This window comes from Bifidobacterium sp. UTCIF-1, from assembly GCF_006408915.1.
GTDB lineage: Bacteria > Actinomycetota > Actinomycetes > Actinomycetales > Bifidobacteriaceae > Bifidobacterium > Bifidobacterium reuteri.
On the sequence record NZ_JFAG01000032.1, the window covers coordinates 1 to 13,782 of the forward strand.

The 13,782-nt window shown below is 61.5% G+C and carries 9 protein-coding genes; 1 reads left to right on the plus strand and 8 read right to left on the minus strand.

Annotation, left to right across the window (positions count from 1 at the left end; genetic code table 11):
- Nucleotides 1–94: 94 nt before the first annotated feature.
- The 8 genes from valS to BW09_RS10395 form a co-directional block, all read right to left on the minus strand.
- Nucleotides 95–2,827 carry a valine--tRNA ligase gene (gene valS, locus BW09_RS10360; RefSeq protein WP_140464146.1) on the minus strand — a complete coding sequence of 911 codons (2,733 nt, stop codon included), beginning with the start codon at nt 2,825–2,827 and terminating at the stop codon, nt 95–97.
- 219 nt (nt 2,828–3,046) lie between these two features.
- Nucleotides 3,047–4,597 carry an ABC transporter substrate-binding protein gene (locus tag BW09_RS10365; RefSeq protein WP_140464148.1) on the minus strand — a complete coding sequence of 517 codons (1,551 nt, stop codon included), beginning with the start codon at nt 4,595–4,597 and terminating at the stop codon, nt 3,047–3,049.
- A gap of 48 nt (nt 4,598–4,645) precedes the next feature.
- On the minus strand, nt 4,646–5,305 hold the full coding sequence (gene nth / locus BW09_RS10370) for an endonuclease III (protein WP_044089374.1): 660 nt from the start codon (nt 5,303–5,305) through the stop codon (nt 4,646–4,648).
- A gap of 118 nt (nt 5,306–5,423) precedes the next feature.
- Complete coding sequence (locus BW09_RS10375; RefSeq protein WP_044089375.1) at nt 5,424–6,182, minus strand: response regulator transcription factor; 759 nt, start codon at nt 6,180–6,182, stop codon at nt 5,424–5,426.
- A 225-nt stretch (nt 6,183–6,407) separates the two neighbouring features.
- Entirely contained in the window at nt 6,408–7,112 is a 705-nt protein-coding gene (locus tag BW09_RS10380; protein ID WP_044089376.1) for a membrane protein, read from the minus strand.
- Between the two features lie 48 nt (nt 7,113–7,160).
- On the minus strand, nt 7,161–7,739 hold the full coding sequence (locus tag BW09_RS10385; protein WP_140464152.1) for a manganese efflux pump MntP family protein: 579 nt from the start codon (nt 7,737–7,739) through the stop codon (nt 7,161–7,163).
- 405 nt (nt 7,740–8,144) lie between these two features.
- Nucleotides 8,145–8,639, minus strand: coding sequence for an inorganic diphosphatase (locus tag BW09_RS10390; RefSeq protein ID WP_140464154.1), 495 nt, complete (start codon nt 8,637–8,639; stop codon nt 8,145–8,147).
- Nucleotides 8,640–8,703: 64 nt separating this feature from the next.
- Entirely contained in the window at nt 8,704–10,716 is a 2,013-nt protein-coding gene (locus BW09_RS10395; protein ID WP_223847970.1) for an alpha-1,4-glucan--maltose-1-phosphate maltosyltransferase, read from the minus strand.
- A gap of 616 nt (nt 10,717–11,332) precedes the next feature.
- On the opposite strand from BW09_RS10395, the gene BW09_RS11005 reads away from it, so the two are divergent.
- Nucleotides 11,333–13,462 carry a cell surface protein gene (locus BW09_RS11005; RefSeq protein WP_140464156.1) on the plus strand — a complete coding sequence of 710 codons (2,130 nt, stop codon included), beginning with the start codon at nt 11,333–11,335 and terminating at the stop codon, nt 13,460–13,462.
- Nucleotides 13,463–13,782: the final 320 nt, after the last annotated feature.

Sequence of the window (13,782 nt, forward strand, 5' to 3'; positions counted from 1 at the left end):
TTGGGACGGGAAGTCCTGTGAACTTCCCGTAGGCGAGGTGAGCGGCTGCGCTATTGGCAGCCGCGAAGGCCGCCTGTTAGGCAGAAGAAAGCTGTTACTTCTTCTGCCTAACAGGCGGCTCTCCGAGTTCGCTGGCGGACACGGCGACTTCGGTTTCGGCGGCATCCTCGGCAGCGGATTCCTCCACGTGCTTGGCGACCAGGTCAAACTTGCCCACCACGCGGCCGGCCTGGGCGATGTCTCCCAGAGCGGCGTGAATGGCGTCCACACCATCCTGTGCGGCGGTCAGTGCCACGGAGAGGATCGGCGTCTTCATGGATACCTTGGCCTCGGACTTGATCTTGCGCAGCTGCTCCACAGCCTTGCCTGCCCAGGTCAGCAGTTCGGGCGATACGCCGGTCGCTGCCTGCACGTAAGGCTCCGGAGTCGGCCATGCGGCACGGTGCACGGAACCGGAGCCGGCATGCATCCAGCTCCACACCTCTTCGGTGGCGTACGGCAGGTATGGGGCGAGCAGGCGGGCGAAGGCGTCCAGACCCAAGCCCAACGCAGTGCGTGCGGACTTCACGGCAGCGGCCGAAGGCTCCTCGCCCTTCTCGTCCGGAGTGCCGTAAGCGCGGTTCTTCACCAGCTCGATGTAGTCGTCGCAGAACTGCCAGAAGTAGCTTTCGATGACTTCCAGCGCCTTGGAATGCTCGTATGCCTCCAGTGATTCGGTGGCCACGCGCACCACATGGGCCAGCTTGGCCATGGCGGCGCGATCCAGCGGCTCGGTCACGTCGGCCGGGTTCCACGCGGCAGTGGCGGCGGTGCCCACGTGATGGTTCTCATCCTCGCGGCCGATGGCCAGCGCGAACTTGGTGGCGTTCAGCAGCTTGATGGCCAGACGGCGACCGATCTTCATCTGGCCGACATCATAAGTGGCGTCGAGGCCCAGCCGGGCGGCTGCGGCCCAGTAGCGCACGGCGTCCGCGCCGAACTTCTCGATCGGCTCGTTCGGCACCACCACGTTGCCCTTGGATTTCGACATCTTCTTGTGGTCAGGGTCGAGAATCCAACCGGACAGTGTGGCGTGCGCCCACGGCAGGCAATGGTTCTCGAGGTGCGCGCGATCCACGGTGGAGAACAGCCAGGTGCGGATGATGTCCTGTCCCTGCGGGCGCAGGTCCATCGGGAACGTGGCCTTGAACAGCGCCTTGGAAGCCTCGTCCGGCTCCTCCCAGTGCGTCACGATCTGCGGGGTCAGCGAGGAGGTGGCCCAGGTGTCCATGATGTCCTTCTCGGCGGTGAAGCCGCCGGGCACATCACGCTGCGAAGCGTCATACCCTTCCGGCACATCGATGGTCGGGTCGATCGGCAGACGATCCTCGGACGGGGTCAGCGGATGGTCGTAATCAGCGGAACCATCCTCGCGCACCGGGTACCACAGCGGGAACGGCACGCCGAAGAAGCGCTGGCGGGAGATCAGCCAGTCGCCGTTCAGGCCGTGCACCCAGTTGTCGTAGCGCACACGCATGAAGTCCGGGTGGAAGTTGAGTTCCTTGCCGCGCTCGATCAGTTGGGCGTTGAGCTCGGAATCGGTGCCGCCGTTCTTCAGATACCACTGTCGGGAGGTGACGATTTCGAGCGGCTTGTCGCCCTTCTCGTAGAAGTTCGTCATACGCTTGGTCGGCGTCGGCTCGCCGTCCATGTCGCCGGATTCGCGCAGCTTGTCGACAATAACCTTGCGGGCGGAGAACGTGGTCTTGCCGGCGGTCTCCGCAAAGATCTCGCGGCCGGCCGGGTCGGTGATCCAATCCGGGGTGTCCATCACGATGCGGCCGTTGCGCTGGATGATGGAGCGGGTGGGCAGCTTCAGGTCACGCCACCACTGCACATCGGTCACATCACCGAACGTACAGCACATGGCGATGCCGGCGCCCTTGTCCATTTCGGCGGCCGGGTGCGCCAGGATCGGCACCTTGACCTTGAACAGCGGGGAGTAGACCTCCTGGCCGAAGTACTGCTTGTAGCGGTCGTCCTCGGGGTTGGCAATCAGCGATGTGCAGGCGGCCAACAGCTCGGGACGGGTGGTCTCGATGTAGATCGGGGTGCCGTCCTCGAAGCGGAAGGCGATTTTGTGGTAGAAGCCCGGGTATTCACGGGATTCCAGCTCAGCCTGCGCCACTGCGGTCTGGAAGGTCACGTCCCACAGACCGGGGGCGTCCTGCTGGTAGGCCTCGCCGCGGGCGAGATTGCGCAGGAAGGCCTTCTGGGCCACGCGCTGCGGGTGCTCGCCGATGGTGTGGTAGGTCTGCGACCAGTCAATCGACAGGCCCAGCTTGCGCCACAGCGCCTCGAACTGCTGCTCGTCCTGAGCGGTCAGGCGTTCGCACAGTTCGATGAAGTTCTTGCGGGAGATCGGCACTTGATCCTTGGCGTCGATCTTCTTGCCGGTGGTGCCCTCGAACGGCGGCTTGAAGTCCGGGTCGTACGGCAGGGTCACGTCCACGCGCACGCCATAGTAGTTCTGCACGCGGCGCTCGGTGGGCAGGCCGTTGTCGTCCCATCCCATCGGATAGAACACGTCGTAGCCGCGCATGCGCTTGTAACGCGCGATCACGTCGGTATGCGTGTAGGAGAACACATGTCCCACATGCAAGGAGCCGGAGACGGTAGGCGGCGGGGTATCGATGGAGTACACGGCCTTGCGGTCACGGGTGTTCTGGAACTTGTAGGTGCCGTTCTCATCCCAAACGGCGCGCCACTTGTCCTCAAGACCGTCCACGCCGACCTTGTCGGGCAGCGGGGTGAGGTTGGCGTTGATGATGGAATTGCCTTCAGTCATAAAGCCAAAGTCTATGCGCGTTGTATGACAAGGTAAGGCGGGGCTTTCTTGCAGGCTCCCCGCTCTGAGGCCCTTATTGCTTCTCCGCTGTCGTCATTCCGATCCTTTGCAAAAGCGCTCGCTGACTTGAACTCAGCGAGCGCTTTTGCAAAGGACAATGCGGTAGCGCGAAGAGACGGCCGAAGTGGTGAAGAGCTGCGGCTGAGGGGTGGCCGGACGCTATTGCGCCTTGGCCAAGTTCCCCAACGGCATGCGCGTATCGATCAGTGCGGTGGGGTAGCCGGACAGCTTGCTGCTGGCCACGGTGAAGCATTTGCGCGTATACAGCCAGTCGCTTGCCGCGTCCTGGCTGAGGGTCCTGGCATACACCTTCATCCGGTCGGCGTATTCCTGGTCATTGGTGGCAGCCCGTGCGGAGGCATACGCCTGCTCGGCTGCGGCATGCTCGTAGTGGAACATGGAGTTCGGGTCGACGAATTCGCCGGCGTCGCCGGTCCCGTCCATGCTCATCAGCGTCAGCTCCCATGATCCGTCCTGGATGCGTTTGGCGTAATCCTGATCCGACACCACTTCAAGGTTCACCGTGGGGCGCGGCACCTGGGCGATCTGCTGGGCGATGGCCTCCGCCATGGCGCGATACTGCTCGGTCACCACGAAATCCACGGTGGTCAGATAGGAACCGAAATAGTTGGTCATCGACTGCCCTTGGGCCATGTCATGCGGGAACAACCCGGTCAGGTCCTCGTATCCGGGTTCGGTGGGGCTGATCGGCCCGCCCAGAAGCCCGCCGGAATCAGGTTGGGAGGAGGCTATCGCAGCGGCGTCGATGATATAGCGGAAGGTGGTACGCACCTTTTCGTCCGACATTATCGAATCGGTGCTGTTGTTGAACGCCAGCAGTACCTTGTCTGTGGTGGTGCCTTCGCTAACCTTGAGGTTCTCCTTGCCGTTCGCCGCAGAGGCCACGGATGCCGTGGCGGGGGCGGCCATGTCAATGCTGCCGTTGGCCAGTGCCTCGTTGAGTTTGGCCTCGTCGGAATACTGATTGAAGGTGATGGTGCCCACCTTGGCCTTGGTGCCATGGTAGGTGCCGCTGTATGCCAATGTCAGCGATTGAGCGGGGGTGAACTTACTGACGGTGAACGGGCCGGAGCCGATGGCTTGTTTCGCGTAATCGGTATCGCCCGCTTCGGAATCATAAACAATGCCGAGTCTTCCGGAGAGCGCCCGCAGCAGTGTGGGATTCGGTGAGGTCAGTGCGATCGTCACGGTGTGCGCGTCGGGATTGGTGATGGAGGCAAGCTCGCCGAGATCGCTCACGTCGGCGTACTGCTTGGTCACTGCCTGCTGCAGCGACCACACTACGTCAGTGCCGTCTAGTGTATGCCCATTGGAGAAGGTGACGCCGTCGGCGATGGTAAAGGTATATGTCAGCGCATCGTCGGAGACCTTCCAACTGGTGGCAAGCCCCGGCTGCAACTGGTTCTGCTGATCCACCGTGACCAAGGTCTCATACACATTGTCGATGAGGAGCCGCTGTGCTGCGTCGGAACTGTTGGTACGGATATCCAACGACTGTGGCATGTCCTTGACGCCGATGGTGACTGCCGTATCCGGACCCTTGCCGGGCGATGTCAATGACGGCGTGGCACTCCGGTGGCCGATGGCCGACCATCCCGCCCAGACCAGGGCGCTGAGCACGAGGGTCACCACCAGAAACACACCCCAACTGACCAGCTCGTTGTTCTTCCGTGATTGCTTGCTGCGCATGCCCTTCAGTCTAATGATGACGTACTACCGGGAAGGGCCGGCTTCCGCTTAGAGGCCAAAACTTGGGCAGGACTGTGCCAAAGGGCAATGCCCGCAATCAGGCTTGCGCGCATGGCATGTGGCCCGGCCGAACAGGATGAGCCGATGGCTGAGATTCGTCCAATCCTCAGGCGGAAAGCATGCAGTGATCTCCCGTTCGATATGCACGGGATCAGGATGGGACGCTCGCCAGTCCGAACGCCAACGCAACTTGCCTGTGACGCGCATCACATGCGTATCGACGGGGAAGCCGGGGATGCCGAAGGCGTTGCCGAGCACCACATTCGCGGTTTTGCGGCCGACCCCGGGCAGACTGGTCAGTTCCTCCATGGTCTGTGGCACTTCGCCGCCGAATCGTTCGTCCAAGGCGGCGGCCAGTCCGAGAAGATGCTGGGTTTTCGAACGATAGAAGCCCAAGGGGTGGATGATGTCCTCGACCTGCGAGGGATTGGCCGCAGCCAGCGCCGCCGCAGTGGGATAGGTGGCGAAGAGTTCCGGAGTGACGGTATTGACGCGCGTGTCTGTGGTCTGGGCGCTGAGCACAGTGGCGATCAGCAATTGCAGTGGGGAGTTGAAATCCAATGCGCATTCCGGAGCGGGAATGATGCGGCACAGGATGTCGTATTCGGCGTGCATCCGGGCCAGTCGCGCCGATTTGCTTTCGCGCATCGTTCGCCTTCCTATCGTGATGCTGGTTCTTCTGCCGATGATGCTGGCTTTTTCCTATGCCGCCGTGCCGCCGTATAGGAGAGCGTTGGCGCTCGCGGTATTGCGCGGCGTCAAACGTCTACTCGGCGGCGGAGTCGGAACTGTGCGTGCTGGAACGTGCGGCCTGCTGGGCAGCCGCGTCGCCCTTATCGTTCTCCGGCGGGTCGAAGCGGTAGCCCACATTGCGCACCGTACCGATGAGGTGCTCGTATTCGCCGCCAAGCTTGGCGCGCAGGCGACGGATGTGCACATCCACCGTGCGGGTGCCGCCGTAATAGTCGTATCCCCATACTTCCTGCAGAAGTTGGGCGCGCGTGAAGACCCGGCCGGGATGCTGCACTAGATACTTGAGCAGCTCGAATTCCTTGTATGCCAGATCGATGGGGCGGCCATGCAAGGATGCTGTATAGCCATTGGTGTCCACAATCAGATCGCCGGAACGAATCTGTCCGTCTTCCACGGTGGTGGTAGGTTCCGACGCATTGCCCATCATGGACGTGGCCGGTGCGTTGCCGCGTTCGGAAACCAGACGGAGACGGCCCTCGACCTCTGCTGGGGATGCACTGGTGACCACCACGTCGGCAATGCCCCACTGGGAGTTGACCACGGTGAAGCCGCCTTCGGTCAGCACGAGCACGATCGGCGTGGACAGGCCGGATGCATGAATGAGATTGCACAGTGTCTTGGCAGTGGCAAAATCGTCTCGTGCGTCTAGAAACAGAATCGTGTTCTCCGGCATTTTCACGAGACTCGCGGCGTCCATGGGCAGCACGCGTACGCGGTGGGAAAGCAGGGCGAGTGACGGTAGAACGGTTGCGGGGTCGTTAGCGAAAGTCATCAACGTCAAATCCGTCACGCTGATCCCCCCTAGTGAATTGTCGCAATCAGTGAATTGCGCGTATCGGTTGCCAACCGGCGTCGGCATGATGCTGATGACCGGTCATTCGCAGATTTCCCCTTATTGTACGCGCCTGCGTGGGACACCTAGGTGACATTGGCTCATAAATGGGAACATAACGTTGCGAATGTGGGCATCACGCATGCAATGAGTCAGCGTGGCAGCTCAGCCGAGGTAGTGCGTGAGCAGCAGAGTGGCCGCTGCGATGGTCACGCCCATCATCATCACCGGAAGCAGGCCGGTGCCTATCCACGGTGCGCGCATCGTGGGATCCGGATCGGCATCGCGCACCCACAGCACAGAGGCGATGGCCAGCGCGATGGCCAACACAATCAGTATGATGACCGCGATGCCGCCAGCAGTGGCGTCGCGGCTGATGAGCACACCCAGCGTCGGCAGGAAGCACCAGCCGGCTACCGCGATGGCGGCCACGCCGGAGGTGACGGCGTGGGAGAGTGCGCGAATCAGATGGGAGCGCTCTTTACGGGCCATTTGGCGTCCGAACGAGAAAACCACGAGCACCACCAGCAGGAAGCCCACGGCAAGGGCCCATGAATACCAAGGCAGCGGTTCGCCATGCCTGCTAACCATCTGAGGGGGAATGTCGCTGACCGGGAAAGGCACGAACACGAATATCAGTGAGGCTGCACCGAAGACCATCGTGATGGCCCGGTCGAACACCGAGCCGCGGAATGGCCAGAACAGGATGAATTCGCCGAGCACCATGGCCGCGATGATGAGCGGAATGGTCGGCATCGGTCCGCGCTCGGGAACCACGGTGGCGGCGATGAGCATCGCATATGCTGTGCACTGGGTCAGCAGCATGCTGCCAGCCTTATGCTTCCAGTTCTCCTGAGTGATTTCGGCCATGTGAACCTCTCCGATAAACGATGTGCTGCGACAATCCTACGCCGTTCCTTAGAAGGCGATGATGCCGAGATGCTCCAGCAGCACTTTCACGCCGATGAGAATCAGCACCACGCCGCCGGCGATCTGGGAAGGCTGCTGCCATCGGGAGCCGAACACGCGGCCGATATACAGGCCTGCTGCGGAGAACAGGCCGGTGACCACGCCGATGCAGGTCACGGCAAAGACCACGTTGGATTGCATGAAAGCCAGGCTCACGCCCACGGCGAAGGCGTCGATACTGCATGCCACCGCCAGCGGCAGCATGTGCTTCCAATCGAATTGCGGTGTTTCCCGGGCGTTCTCGTCCGGCTCCTCAAACGCTTCATGAACCATGTTGCCGCCGATGAACGCAAGCAGACCGAAGATGATCCAGTGATCGAATTCAGTGACGTATGAGCTGAATGCGGATGCGGCGAAATAGCCGAGCAGAGGGAACAACGCCTGGAAGCCACCAAACCAGAGCGCTGTTTTGATGGCGTCCCGAGTACGGACTTTGGAAACGGTCAGACCCTTGCCAATGGAGACGGCAAACGCGTCCATCGCCACGTAAACGGAAATCAATAGGGTTTGAATGATGATCGAAATCATGATGATATAGCAGGTTCATCGCCGGTTTTCTCCAAGCGATGGGCCTCGACCAGCGTTCCCACGCGCCGCCTACGCCTAATTGAAAAGACGAGATGTCAGTATACAACAGAAGGCCCCCGAAGGGGCCTTCTGCAATGTGATTCCCTCAGCAGGGGAATCGAAAATGATCACTTCGGAGTGCGCGTTTCACGCGCCTTCGCGGCGTAGCCGCTCACCTCGGCTAGTGACAGTCCACTGGACTGTCACTTAGACGCCTCGGCTAGACGCTCACGCGCCTCAGCGATTTCCTTCTCGGCGACGGTCCTGCAATTATGGACGGCCTGCGGCCGGCTCATTGTTGGCTCAGGCACTGTCATGCCTTCGCACGTGGCCGCCGCGAAGCCCACCGGGCTTCGCTGAAGGAGATCACTTCTGCGCGTTCGCTAGACGCTCACGCGCCTCCTTGATCTCCTTCTCGGCCACGTCCGCGCCGGTCCAGTAGTCGCCGGGCTTGACTTCCTTGCCGGGCTCGAGGGCCTTGTACTGCTCGAAGAAGTGCTTGATCTCGGCGAGGTGGTACTCGTTGACGTCCTTGACGTCCTTGACGCCGTCGTAACGAACGTCGGCCGGCACGCACAGCACCTTGTCGTCGCCGCCCTCTTCGTCCTCCATGTGGTACAGGCCCACGGCGCGGCACTCAATGACGCAGCCCGGGAACACGGAGTTGGTCACCATCACGAGCGCGTCCAGCGGATCGCCGTCCTCGCCCAGGGTGCCCTCGATGTATCCGTAGTCGTCCGGGTAGCCCATGGCGGTGAACAGCTCACGGTCCAGGAAGACGCGGCCGGTCTCCTGATCGACTTCGTACTTGTTCTTGGATCCGCGCGGAATCTCGACCACGACGTTGAAGGTTTCTGCCATTGTGCTATCTCCTTGTTTGGAAACTATTCGTTACACACACTACTACCGTCCGGGCGCATCATCATCACTGCACGGACAGAATGTGAGCCACATCCACCCACGGTGCGAGCGAGACGTAGTTGTCCCAGCCCCACTGGAATTCCCGGCCGGTCAGCTCATCGCGCACGGCAAGCGGACGGTCGGTGGGCAGGCCCAGCTTATCGAGATCCAGATGAATCATCGACTGATGCGCGTCATGTCCATCGAGGTTCACCACCACGATCAGCGTATCCGCCTGACCGGTGCCTGTCAGCTCCGCCGAAGTATGACGGGCGAACGCCAGCACGTTCGGATCGGAGGACTCGAGCACCGTGAGGTTGTGATAGCTCAGCGCTGCCGGGTGCGAGCGGCGGATCTTGTTGAGCGCCGTGAGCATTTCCGCCACACCGTACTTCTTGGCCTTGGACCAGTCGCGGACCTTGACCTCGTACTTCTCGTTGTCGATCTGCTCCTCGAAGCCCGGGCGCTGCTTGTTCTCCAACAGTTCGAAACCGTTGTAGATGCCCCAGCTCGGCGAGCCCATGGCGGCGAGCACCGCGCGCACGCAATGGCCGGCGATGCCGTTGTCGCGCACGTAGGCGGTAAGGATGTCCGGCGTGGTGGGCCAGAAGGTGTTGTGCTGGTAGTAGCCGTCGTCGCCATTGGTGACGGGCAGATACTCCTCCAGCTCCTCCTTGGTGTTGCGCCACGGGAAGTAGCAGTGGGACTGCGTGAAGCCCACATAGCTCAGGGCGCGCATCATGCCCGGACGGGTGAACGCCTCGGCCAGGAACAGGACCTCCGGGTGGCGCTTGGTCACGGCGGCGATCACATCCTGCCAGAAACGAACTGGCTTGGTGTGCGGATTGTCGACGCGGAAGATGGTCACGCCCGCATCGATCCACAGGTTCAGCACACGTTCGACTTCCTTCTCAATGCCTTCCATGTCGGCGTTGAAGTCAATCGGGTAGATGTCCTGATACTTCTTCGGCGGATTCTCCGCGAAAGCGATGGTGCCGTCCGGCTTGTGACGGAACCAATCCGGATGCTGCTTGACCCACGGATGATCAGGAGAGCATTGCAGCGCGAAATCAAGGGCGATTTCCAGTCCGAGCTCATGGGCGCGGGCGGTCAGGGCCTTGAAATCATCCATCGTGCCAAGCAGCGGGTCCACCGTATCGTGGCCTCCCAGAGCGGAGCCGATGCCGAACGGGGAACCCGGATCGTCAGGGCCGGCCACCAGCGAATTGTTGCGGCCCTTGCGGTTGGTGACGCCAATCGGGAAGATCGGCGGAAGGTAGACGATGTCGAAGCCCTCGGCCTTGGCGCGTTCGAGGCCTGCGATCGAGGTCTTGAGCGTACCTTGCACGATCTTGCCGGTCGCTGGGTCGATGGTGGCGCCTTCGGAGCGCGGGAAGAACTGGTACCAAGCGGCGAAGCTGGACTTCGGACGCTCCACCTTGAAGCGTTGCGGCTGGCTCGGCGAAATACCATCGCGCAGCGGGTTGGTCTCATGCAGGGCGGCGATCTGCGGATTGTCGCCTGCGGCCAAACGTTCCTCGGCGGTCAGCGATTCATCGGCCATGGTCTCGGCGGCTTGTTGCAGCGTCTTGCGGTCGCGCACGGTCAGCTTCGCATCCAGGGTCACCGCCCAGCGAGCCAGCAGCTCGGCGCCGGAGTTCAGCGCGTTGTCCACATCATCCAGCACACGCACCTTGATGCGGGCGTCATGCAGCCAGGACGTGTACGTGTCCTCCCAGCCCTCAACAGTCACAGTCCACTCGCCGAGCTGGCGCTTGACTGCGGCATAGCCCTCATCCCAAGGTTTCAGATCGCTGTGCTCACCGCACTTGAGCGTGACCTCCCAGCGGTCGAGGCCGGGGTTCGTGCACATCATGCGCCTGCGCAGCGTCTCCCTGCCGCGGGCGTTGCGGACGATCGCCGTAGCTCCCACCTTGGTACGTCCTTCGATGAACACCTGTGCGGTCACCTTGAACGGTTCACCGAGCTCCACGCGGGCCGGGAAGATGCCGCGCTCCTCATCGGGAGTGACGTCCATCACGTTGATGCGGCCGAACTGGCCGAGCTCCTTGACCTCGATGGTGGGGGCTGGCGCCTCGCCGACCAGGCCTTTCAGAGCAGCGTTGGCGCGCGCGGTTTCGGCGTCGACGCGCTTATGCGTGGCTTTGGCGGTCTTCGTGGTCTTGGCGGCGGTGGCCTTGGTCGTGGCGGCTTTGGCTGCGGTTTTTGCTGCGGGCTTGGTCGCGGACTTCACGGCATTGGTCGTGGGTTTGACGGCTTTGGGGCGAGAAGTCGCCTTTGACTTCGTCGTCTTGGAGGTCGTGGAGACCTTGACGGTCTGGGCGGCCGGTTCGGCCTTGGAGGGTTGTTCTGTATGGGATGTGCGCGAATTCGCGCGATGTTGTACTACCATACGGCCCATTTTAAGGGGAATCCATCATTTGTCGTGCATTGTGGACAACTTTTGGATGAACGTTCGATAAATGGCTTGAAGTGGATAACTCGAAGCCGAAGTTATCCACAACTCGCCCGAAAACGGCAAGCTCGAACCACATAGGTCGGAAAACGGCCGGTATCCGCCGCGAATCTGCCATGCTCGTGGTCTATCCGTTCGCAACGAAGCGGGCGGATACCAGTCTTGGAAAGGAATGAACATGGCAGCAATAGAAACGCCTAGGGAAACGGAAACGGCGCGGACATGGCATTCGGTCAGGATCCCGGCGCGGCGTAAGGGAGGTACGCACGTTCTGGCTGTGGGCGCGATGCTCGTCGCCCTTGCGATGCTGCTCGGTGTGGCGGTCGGGAGCCCCTCCCTCGCGCATGCGGTCACCACACAGACGATGCAGGTCACACAGACTCAGACCGAGGGGAACAAGCTCGGCTTCTCCTATCCTCAGCATCGCATCAATTACCACTACAATGGCACGGATTATCATCTGGGGATCGTTGCGTTCGGTAGGGATGACACACAGTTCTATTGCATCGAAGCGGGCAACATGACCGATTACATGGAGGGGCCCACGCATCGGGTCGATGACGATCCCGTGGTGCGCAGGTTGGCGTGGCTCATGAAATGGTACCGGTCTGCAACGCGCGAACAGTATGCGGCCATCGCCATTCTCGTGCAGGACAAGCTCGGCAATCAGGAGCAGTGGCGGCCTCATCGGGCGTATCTGGAGCCGCTGCATCCGAATGTGTTCGCCATGGCTGAGGAGATGTGGGCGGAATCGGAAGGCAAGACGCCGGCGAACGCCACCGTGGAGAGCACGTATGCCGAGGGGTTGCGGCGGGGCGAGGTCAAGGTGTCCGTGGTGAATGGTGCAGGACGATTGATTTCAAAGGTCCCGTTCACCATCACCCTGAACGGTCCCGCCGTGTTCGAGAAGAATGGCGAGGCCGTGCTCACAGGCGATTCCGGTGAGCAGCCGTTGAGCTTCGCGTGGAAAGCCACCGGCAAGGGGGAGGTGTCGGCATCGGTGTCGTATGAGATTCCGCGCATGCAGCATATGGATGCAGTGCAGGACATGCGAGGCTTTGATTCGATGGTTTCCGAACCGGGTGGTGCGGTGACGTTCAAGGTGCAGGATTACTTCACGCCGTCGGTCAGCACCAAGGTATCCGGCAAAGTACTTGACGCCGGGGCGGCCGTATTCGATGAAGTGACCAGTGGTGTGGCCGAGGCGGACCGTCAGTGGGTGGATGATCTGCTGCTCAGGGCACAGGGGTATTACTTCGATGGTCTGACCATCAGGGATCTGGACAATATGATGGCCCCCAAGACGGCGGAGAGCGCCGATGACTATCTGGCGCGCATCCGACAGGCGGGGTATGCGCCGGTGGCCTATGGCAGCGCTTCGTTCACCGGAGCCGGGCAGAGCGAACGCGTGCAGGCCATGACCAAACCGGACGGAGATAAGCCGTATCTGACTGGGAAGTCGGGCGGTTTCGGCACCTGGGTGTGGGTGTTCCGCAAATCCGAGCAAAGCGACAAGGCGCAAGGACATCTCAAAGGCGATTGGAGCAGCGCGTTCCTTGAAGCGGAGGAAAGCAGCTCGAACCGCAGCCGTGTCGAAGTGGAATCTACGGTGACCGAACACACCGCACACGTCGGTTCGCAGCTGAGCGACACCATTACGGTGAAGGGATTCCCGGAGGATCATGGCGAGTTTTCGGGCAACGAAGCATTCGGGTTCGGGGCGGACCGCCCGTATGCACAAGTCAGCGTCTGGTGGGCGGGCGATGAGAACGATCCTTCCAAGGACGAGGAGTACAAGCCGACGGGTGCCGAGACGCCAGACCCAGATGAGCATCATCGCAAGCTGATCACATGGAATATTCCGGCGAGGAACGGTACGTTCAAGATCGGGGCCGGTGCCTTGGACGCCAATGGCGATCCGATGAATATCACGGCGGAACGCCATGGCTGGTATGTGTTCGTCTGGGAATTCGAGGGCGATGACCGCGTCACGCCGGCCGCGAGCCGGTACGACGATGCGTGGGAGCGCACGTGGGTGCCTGCGCCGTGTGAGCCGGAGGAGCCGTGTGAGCCTGAGGAACCTTGTGAACCGGATGAGCCGTGTGAACCTGAGGAACCTTGCGAACCCGGGAAGCCTGAGGAGCCATGTGAACCCGAGGAGCCCGGCCAGCCGGAGGAGCCGACGCCGCCCGAAGAGCCGTTGCCCGGCACCGGCATCGACCTGGTGCCGCCGATGGGCATCGCCGCTGCCTTCCTATCCATAGGGCTTGCCGTCCTGTTCGTTGCCAATCGTCATCGGGTACGGTAACGAGGGGAGGCGGACGTGATTTGGCGTGATTTGGCGTGATTTGGCAAGTGGAGTGCGGTAAACCGCATCCAGTCAGAGAAGCAGTCCGCATCGCCGAGACCGAATAACACGAAAGTCCTGACCTTCGCCGAAATGTGTGGCAGAGGCGGGGCTTTCGTCGTTTTCGGGGGAGCAGTCCATCGCAGGCTATGTCTGATTGGCTGTCAGGTAGGCGGCGAGCGCCTTGCGGATTAGCGCGCTCTTGCCGATATGTTCCTTGGCTGCCTGTGCGTCGTCCAACCGTTGATGCTGCACGGCTTGCAGTAAGCCATTGTTTTGAT